At 73.3% G+C, this 7,555-nt stretch carries 6 protein-coding genes and 1 pseudogene; 6 read left to right on the top strand and 1 reads right to left on the bottom strand.

Annotated elements, in window-relative coordinates; translation table 11 throughout:
* Nucleotides 1-290: pseudogene (locus AAHZ94_RS24525) on the bottom strand (tetratricopeptide repeat protein); the annotation flags it as partial.
* A 768-nt stretch (nucleotides 291-1,058) separates the two neighbouring features.
* Between AAHZ94_RS24525 and AAHZ94_RS24520 the strand changes: the two are divergent.
* From AAHZ94_RS24520 to AAHZ94_RS24495, 6 genes are all read left to right on the top strand, one after another.
* Entirely contained in the window at nucleotides 1,059-1,637 is a 579-nt protein-coding gene (locus AAHZ94_RS24520) for a hypothetical protein (protein WP_349995274.1), read from the top strand.
* A 293-nt stretch (nucleotides 1,638-1,930) separates the two neighbouring features.
* A complete protein-coding gene (gene casA / locus AAHZ94_RS24515; RefSeq protein ID WP_349995272.1) occupies nucleotides 1,931-3,835 on the top strand; it encodes a type I-E CRISPR-associated protein Cse1/CasA in 1,905 nt (634 codons plus the stop codon).
* A 23-nt stretch (nucleotides 3,836-3,858) separates the two neighbouring features.
* Complete coding sequence (gene casB / locus AAHZ94_RS24510; RefSeq protein WP_349995271.1) at nucleotides 3,859-4,482, top strand: type I-E CRISPR-associated protein Cse2/CasB; 624 nt, start codon at nucleotides 3,859-3,861, stop codon at nucleotides 4,480-4,482.
* A 241-nt stretch (nucleotides 4,483-4,723) separates the two neighbouring features.
* The gene (gene cas7e / locus AAHZ94_RS24505; protein ID WP_349995277.1) at nucleotides 4,724-5,893 is read left to right on the top strand and encodes a type I-E CRISPR-associated protein Cas7/Cse4/CasC; all 1,170 of its coding nucleotides are present in this window, start codon (nucleotides 4,724-4,726) and stop codon (nucleotides 5,891-5,893) included.
* A 71-nt stretch (nucleotides 5,894-5,964) separates the two neighbouring features.
* Nucleotides 5,965-6,861 (top strand): type I-E CRISPR-associated protein Cas5/CasD, encoded by an 897-nt coding sequence (gene cas5e / locus AAHZ94_RS24500; protein WP_502964767.1) that lies wholly within the window; start codon nucleotides 5,965-5,967, stop codon nucleotides 6,859-6,861.
* 6 nt (nucleotides 6,862-6,867) lie between these two features.
* Nucleotides 6,868-7,555 (top strand): type I-E CRISPR-associated protein Cas6/Cse3/CasE (locus AAHZ94_RS24495; RefSeq protein WP_349995269.1); only part of this gene is annotated, 688 nt, incomplete at its 3' end.

The raw sequence follows: 7,555 nt of genomic DNA, 5'->3' as shown, positions 1-7,555 counted from the left end.
GTACCCGTACGCGCGTGCGAGCTATCCTCAGGCTCCGGGAAGCCGGCGTCCGCGCAGGTGAGGGAGCGGCCCAGACCTCGGGCCAGGGCCTCTACTACGAGTGATCGCGATGCTTGATCGCGCGGCACCACGCCTTTCTTCACCCACAGCCACGCCGCCTGTGAGCTGTAAGACCGCTTGGTCCCCCGCTCGGTGGCCACCTGGTTGACCTTTCGGGCCAGTTGCTCGTACGTCCACTCGGCCTGACGAACCAGTCGTTGCAGCTTTTCGTTCGGCGCCCGATTACCCATGGATCTCCCCCGTAAATTGAGAGGAATTGAGAGGGGTTGGAATCGACACGGTACCGCTGTCCGTAGCCGCGCGGTTGCCTAGAGCGAGAAGGGGCCTCCACGACCGGTCGGACGGTCGCGGAGGCGAAGTGACCGCCCAAAGCGAGGTAGACAGTCATGGGTCAGAGTACGTCAAGGGCCTTTCCCACGAGTCGGGTTGACTCGATCGCCAATTCCGACGCCGCGTTGAAGTGGCCGCCGTGCCGCTGCGGCAACAAAGAGCGCTGCCCCGAACTCCGCACCAAGCCCGCCAGGCCCCGCAACCTGTCCGGGAACCCCGCGACCCCGGTGGGCTGACGCCGGCCGCGGCTCAATGACCCGCTTGCGGCATGCCTTTCGCGCGCGCAGTCGGAGACGCTCAACATCTCCACTGAGTAAGTGAGTTCGTGCACGTGCGATCTGTGTTGCAGCGACTCCCCCGGCCGCGAGTACGCGCGTAACCGCGCCCGGCACGGCTCTGCGTGCCCAGTACCCGAGGCCCCGCGAACCCACCCCGACGCCGTTTCCCAAGATCGGCCGCCCGCGCCCTTCCCGGGGCGCGATGACCGACTTCGACGAACAGAAACCGGGGGGCGCAGAGGCGGGTGTCGCGCTCCCCTTGAAGCTCCCGCTCTCCGCAGGTGAAGCCGCGCGAGCCCCCACTCGCGAACCCCAGCCCTGCGGAGAGCGGGCCCCACATCCCATCTGATGCCCGCCTTGCCTCATGAGGTGAATTCTTCCGTGCCAGAAATGAGCTTCGCCACGGAACTCCGCCGTATCGCCGCTCTCGTACGCTTCGATGAAGGCGAATATCGGGACCGAGCGATAGCGGATATTCCATGGCTGGTGTGCGCCATGCAGGAAAGCGTTGCCTGGACCTGGTTTCCCCGGCTGATGCAGAGCGAATTGGTCGAGGCGTGCGAGCTCGGCGCTCGCCTCGTCCTTTCCCGGCGGGGAGACGACAGACTCGCCCGGTGGGTGCTGGCGCAGGCCATGGACCGAGCAGCCGCCGTCTGCGAGTCCCGGGAGCACGCTGCCTCCCATGGGCCGCGGCCGACACCGCACGACGTGTCCCTGGACGGTACGGCTGCGGCTGCGGCTGCGGCTGCGGCTGCGGCGCAACTGCCTTGTGTAGAAGACCTGTTGCGGCTGGCGACTGCGCCCGGCAGAGCAGCGCGGCCCGGCGATTGTCCGCAGTGCGCGAAGTTCAAGCGGCTGCTGCACGACGCCCTGGGCTCCCATACCGCGCCCGCCGTCGCCCAGGTCGTCGACGCCTTGCAGATGCACATGGTGCTGGGGCACGGCGTCGAGCCACCACCCGGGGGCTAGTGGTGTGAAACGGCTCCGCCGTAGGGCAGGCCCCGTGCCCCGCCGCGGGAGCGGTACGGGCACGGGGCCCCAACCCCCGCACAGGGCGCGGGGCCGACCTCCGACGCGAGACGGAAGAGGGGAACACCCCCGGGGGGTCCGGGGCGGGCATACGGTTCGTGGACGTACGCGGCGCGGGCCCCGCCTTCGGGCCCGCGCCGGGCGATTCTCGCATTCGGCCCGCGCCGCCCGGCCGACTGTGCCAGTCTGGCCACTCCCCCACCTAAGACGTAATAGCTTTGCTGGAGGCTGGGTTGTGGAGTCTGCTCGATGAGCCGTGGTTACCGGTTTCCCTCGTTGACCAGGTACGAAGCACCGACGGGGACGGCGGGACCGGTGGGACCGGTGGGCGGGCGGTAGGCGTACGGGAGTTACTGCTCGACGCGCACCGCTTTCGGGACTTCGAGGTGGATATTCCCACCCAGAAGCCGGCGATCTTTCGGCAACTGCTGTTGCCGCTGGTGGTGGACGCGCTCGGGTTCGTACGGGACGGTGCCGAGTGGGCCGAGCGGTTCGCGCGCGGTGCGTTCTCCGGTGCCGAGCGGGAGCGGTTGGAAGGCTACTTCGACGCTTACGGTGATCGTTTCGACCTGTTCTCCGCGAGTGCGCCGTTCGCGCAGGTGGCCGGGTTGCGTACGAACAAGGATGAGACGAAGACTTCGGCGCTGCTGGTGGCCACGGTCGCGACGGGGAACAACGTGCCGCTGTTCTCCTCCCGCACCGACGCCGACCCGCTGCCCCTCACCCCGGCCGAGGCCGCCCGCTGGCTGCTGCACGCGCACTGTTGGGACACCGGCGCCATCAAGACCGGCGCGGCCGACGACCCGCAGGCCAAGGGCGGCAAGGTGCTGGGCAACCCGGTCGGGCCGCTCGGCAGGCTGGGTGTGGTGCTGCCGCGCGGGCGGACCGTGTACGAGACGCTGCTGCTCAACATTCCGTACGGCAGGGTCAAGTTGAAGGGCGACCGCCCGCAGTGGCGCCGGCACGAGGGCAGTACGGAGGTGACCGCCGATCCGGTGGCCGGCACCGTGCGCTGGTCGACGCGCGAGGCCGCCGGGCCGCTTGACCTGTGGACCTGGCAGGCCCGGCGCATCCGGCTGTGCCAGGAGCCGGGCGCCGACGGCGACCCGTACGTCACCCGGGTCGTGCTGGCCGCGGGCGACCGGCTGCTCCGGGTGCCGCGGGACCACGAGACGCACACGGCCTGGTTCGAGGAGAGCGAGACCTCGTACGCCAAGCGGCGCGGCAAGGACGCGGAAGTGCCCCGGGTCAGGCCGCTGCGGCACCAGGTGGGGCGGGCCGCCTGGCGCGGGCTGAACGCGCTGCTCGCCGTGGACCGCTCGTTCGACCCGACGCGCGCGAAGACCCACCAACACGGTTACTACACCAGCGACTTGCTCGCGCAGCTCAGTGCCGTGCGGCAGCTCCACCAGACACCGGCCGCCAACTACCCGCTCCAACTTGAGCTGGCGGCCATCGCGTACAACGCCAAGCCGGGCGCCATCGACGACCTGTTCTTCGACGAGATCCCGCTGCCGCTGGCCGCGCTCGACCGGGACGGCGTGCCGCGCGGTGCGCTGCTCGGCGCGGTGGAGCAGGCCGAGCAACTCTCCAAGGCGGTCAACCTGCTCGCCGCCGACCTGCGCCGGGCCGCAGGTTCCGACGCCCTGCCGCGCGGCGCCTGGCAGTACCCGGGCGAGACCCTGCTGCACGCGCTGGACCCGCTGGTACGCAGGCTGCTGGTGGAGCTGCGCCGGATCGGGTCCGACGGGGAGCGGGTCCTCGCCCTCCTCGCGGCCTGGGAGGAGCGCGCCGCGCGGGAGGCGTGGAAGGTTGCGGAGCAACTGCTCAGCAACGCCGCCGCGCCCGGCCTCTTCCTCGGCCGCGCCGTCGCCGCCGGCGAGACCAGCCGCGTCTACCGGCTCAGCACCGCCGAGTCCGGGTTCCGCCGCGCGCTGGCCGACATCCTGTGGCAGCGGGCCGAGCGCATCGCCGAACAACGCCGGGCCAGGCGGGAGGCGGAGGAGTCCGATCCTCCTTCTGATTCCCCTTCTGACACCAACCCCGACTCCAACCCTGGTTCCAACCCAGACTCCAACCCTGGCCCCGGCACCAACCCCGGCCCCGATACCAACCCCACGGAAGGCCCTGCGCGGTGAGCGTCCCCCCTCAGTCCGGCCCCATGGCACGACCTGGCGCACAACCCGCCGCGCAGCCCGTACTCCATGCCGCCGCGCCCGCGCAGACCACCGCCCGCTACTGGGACCGGTACGTGGGCGCCAAGGGCTGGCTTAAGCACGCGCCGAGTGGCCCGCCCGGTGAGGAACTTGCCGACTTGCGGGCCGGGTTGGGGCAGACGGCCGGCACCGTGCCCGCCCTGTGGCCGTACTACACGAGCCCCACCGACGGCGAGCTCACCGCGGAGCTCGCCGCCGAGCACGGGGCGCTCGCGCTGTACGGGCTGCACCAGCAGAGCCAGCTACGGCCCATGCACCAGCGCGGCGTCGGCCTCGGTACGGCGCTGCGGGCGCTGCGCGAGGCCGACCGGTACAGCCCGGAGGCGCTGGACCGGCGCGTGGCCGCGGCGGTCAGCGCGAACTCCGTACAGATCCTGCTGTTCCGGCTGCGCGGGCTGATCCCGCAGCTCCGCGGCGAGTCCATCGCGCTCGACTACGGCCGGCTGCTGACCGACCTGACCCTGTGGCCGCGCCCGGACAGCCGCCAGCGCGTCCGCCGCACCTGGGGCCTGGCGTACCACGCGTGGAAGCCCGGCGGCGAGGCGGCCGACGCGCCACCGGGAGTGTGAGCCCTGGGGCCGGCCCCGGGCCCGTACATCGCCCCGGCCCCGGCACGTGCGCCGCCTCGGCCCCGGCTCGTACGCCGACCGGCCCGTACGCCACCTCCCGGCCCCGGCCCGTACCCCACACCCAGCAACCGGCCCGTACGCCCGCTCCCCCAGCCCACCGCGACCACGCCCCGCCCCGTGACCCGTGACCCGTTTCGATCCGCCCGACCGACCACCGACCCGCCCTGGAGGACCCGTGGAGCTGCCAGCTCCCCGTACGTACGTCGACGTGCACATCCTGCACACCGTGCCGCCCGCCAACCTGAACCGTGACGACCAGGGCAACCCGAAGGAGGCGTACTTCGGCGGGGTGCGGCGGTCGCGGGTGTCATCGCAGGCGTGGAAGCGCGCGACGCGGCGGCACTTCACCGAGCGGCTGCCCGAGCAGGACCTGGCGACCCGTACCCGGCGGGTGGCCGGCGCGCTCGCCGAGCGGCTGCGGGCGGGGACCGCGCTCGACGCCGACCAGTCCGCCCGGCTGGCCGGCGCGCTGCTCGCGCCGCTGAAGATCCGCGCCGGCAAAAAGGCGGGCGACACGGCGTACCTGCTCTTCTCCGGGCGGCGGCAGCTCGAAACGGGCGCCGCGCTGGTCCGCGACCGGGCCGCCGAACTGGTCGCGCTGGATGACAAGGCGCTGGCCGCTGCCATGGAGTCGCTGCCGATCCAGGAGGCGTTCACCTCCGGGCACCCGCTGGACGTGGCGCTGTTCGGGCGGATGGTCGCCGACTTGCCGGCGCTGCGTGTCGATGCCGCCGTGCAGGTGGCGCACGCGCTGTCCACGCACGCGGTGGAGTTGGAGTTCGACTACTTCACCGCCGTGGACGACGAGGCGAGCAAGGGGCAGGAGACCGGCGCCGGCATGATCGGCACCATCGGCTTCAACTCCGCGACGCTGTACCGGTACGCCAGCGTCGGGCTGCACCAACTGCGGCACAACCTGGACACCGACGAGGACGCGGTGCGCGGGGTGCAGGCGTTCGTCAGCTCCTTCGCCCGCTCGGTGCCCAGCGGTTACGGCAACTCCTTCGCCCACCGCACGCTGCCCAGCCTGGTCGCCGTCGCGGTCAGGTCCGACCAGCCCGTCAACCTGGTCTCCGCGTTCGAGGACCCGGTGGCGCCGAGCGCGGGCATCGCCGCCGAGTCGGCCCGCCGGCTGGCCCGCGAACACAGCACCGCGGTACGGCTGTGGGGCGACGCCCCGGACCACGCGGCCGTCTGCCACGCCTTCGACGACGACTCGCCGGCGAGCGGCCCGCTCGCCGGTGCGTTCGGCGCCCCGGTCGCCTTTCCCCAACTCCTCGCCGGTCTTGGCGAACATCTCGGCGCCGTGATCGCCCGCAGCGCCGCGCCGGCAGCCCCGGACGCGCGGTGACGGCGGTGCAGCCCACGGAGCCCGGCGGGACCAGCCCCCACACCGATCCCGATCCCGACCCCGACGCCGGGATCGGCATCAACACCGACGCCGATCGCGGCCACCGCGCCGTACTGCTCCTGCGGCTCGCCGCCCCGCTCCAAGCCTGGGGCTCCCGGGTGGCCGTCAACCGGCGCGAGACCCACTCCGAACCCACCAAGTCCGGCGTGGTCGGCCTGCTCGCCGCCGCGCTCGGCCGGGACCGCGACGAGCCGCTGGGCGAACTCCTCGCGCTGCGCCTCGGCGTCCGCGTCGACGTACCGGGCACGCTGTTGCGCGACTACCACACCATCTCCGACTACCGCGGCCGGCCGCTGCCGCAGTCCGGGGTCTCCGCCGGCGGCGTGCAGCGGCCCACCCAGCCCGCCAAGCACACCCACGTCACCAGCCGCTACTACCTCCAGGACGCCACCTTCCTGGCCGCCCTGGCCGGGCCGCGCGACCTGCTCGTACGGCTGGACGCCGCGGTGCGCGCGCCGGTCTTCCCGCTCGCGCTCGGCCGCCGCTCCTGCCCGCCCACCCAGCCGCTCGCGCTCGGCGTGCACGACGGAACGCTGACCGACGTGCTGCGGGCGCACCCCTGGCAGGCGACGGCCAGGGCCCGCCGGCAGTACGCCGCGCGGGCCGGCCGCGAACGGGGCCAGGACGGGCCGCACCACCCCGCGCGCATCCCGCTCCCGGTCACCGTGGAGAGCCCGCCGCCCGGCGCCGACCACGGCTTCGACCTGGACGAGATCCGCGATGCCCCGCTCTCCTTCGACCCGCACGGCCGCCGCTTCACCACCCGCTGGGTGCGGCACGACTGGTACGACGTGCCGACCGGCTTCCCCGCCCCCAGCGACGACACCACACCCGACCCCGACTCCGACCCCGATTCCGCCGGCGGTCCCGGCGCCGGGCACGACCCCTTCGCCTTCCTGGGCAGGTGACCTGCGATGACCTATCTCTCCCGGGTACGCATCAATCCGCTACGGGCCGAGAGCCGGCGGCTGCTCGCCAACCCGCGCGCCCTGCACGGCGCGGTCCAGGGCGGACTGCCCGGCGCGTCGGACGAACGCGTGCTGTGGCGGCTCGACGCGGACGACCCGCGCCGCCCGCACCTCGTCGTCCTCACCCGCTCCCGGCCCGACTGGACGCACATCGTCGAGCGCGCCGGCTGGCCGGACGCCGACGGCGAGCACGCCCTCGTCCGCGACTACGCGCCGCTGCTCGACCGCATCGAGGTGGGGCAGGAGTACGCGTTCCGGCTCACCGCCAACCCGGTGCAGAACACCATCGAGCCGGTGAAGCCGACGCCGCGGCAGGTCCAGCGGCTGGCGGAACTCCCGCCGGACCGCAAGCCCCGCGGCTTCCGGCTGGCCCACCGGACGGCGGCGGCCCAGCTCAACTGGTTCCTCACCCGCACCGCACGGTGGGGATTCGAGGTGCCGACGGCCCGTACTGACGCCGCTGCCCCGGGGTTGGCCGGCCCCCCCGGCCCGGCCGGCAGGTCCGACCCGCCCGGCGCCGCGGGCGCCGATCCGGGCCCGGGCCCGGCGGCGCCCGGCGCCCCCGCCGCGGCCCCGGCCGCGCCCCCCACCCCGACGCCGCCCGCCCCCCCGGGACGCCGCCCCCCGCGGCACC

Origin of the sequence: Streptomyces sp. HSW2009, from assembly GCF_040240285.1 — a bacterium.
Classification (GTDB): domain Bacteria; phylum Actinomycetota; class Actinomycetes; order Streptomycetales; family Streptomycetaceae; genus Streptomyces.
This window is presented reverse-complemented; position numbering and strand designations above follow the sequence as displayed.

Coding starts and splice junctions, on each gene's coding strand:
- AAHZ94_RS24520 (WP_349995274.1), top strand. CDS start 1,059: ATGAGCTTCGCCACGGAACTCCGCCGTATCGCCGCTCTCGTACGCTTC.
- casB (WP_349995271.1), top strand. CDS start 3,859: ATGGCACGACCTGGCGCACAACCCGCCGCGCAGCCCGTACTCCATGCC.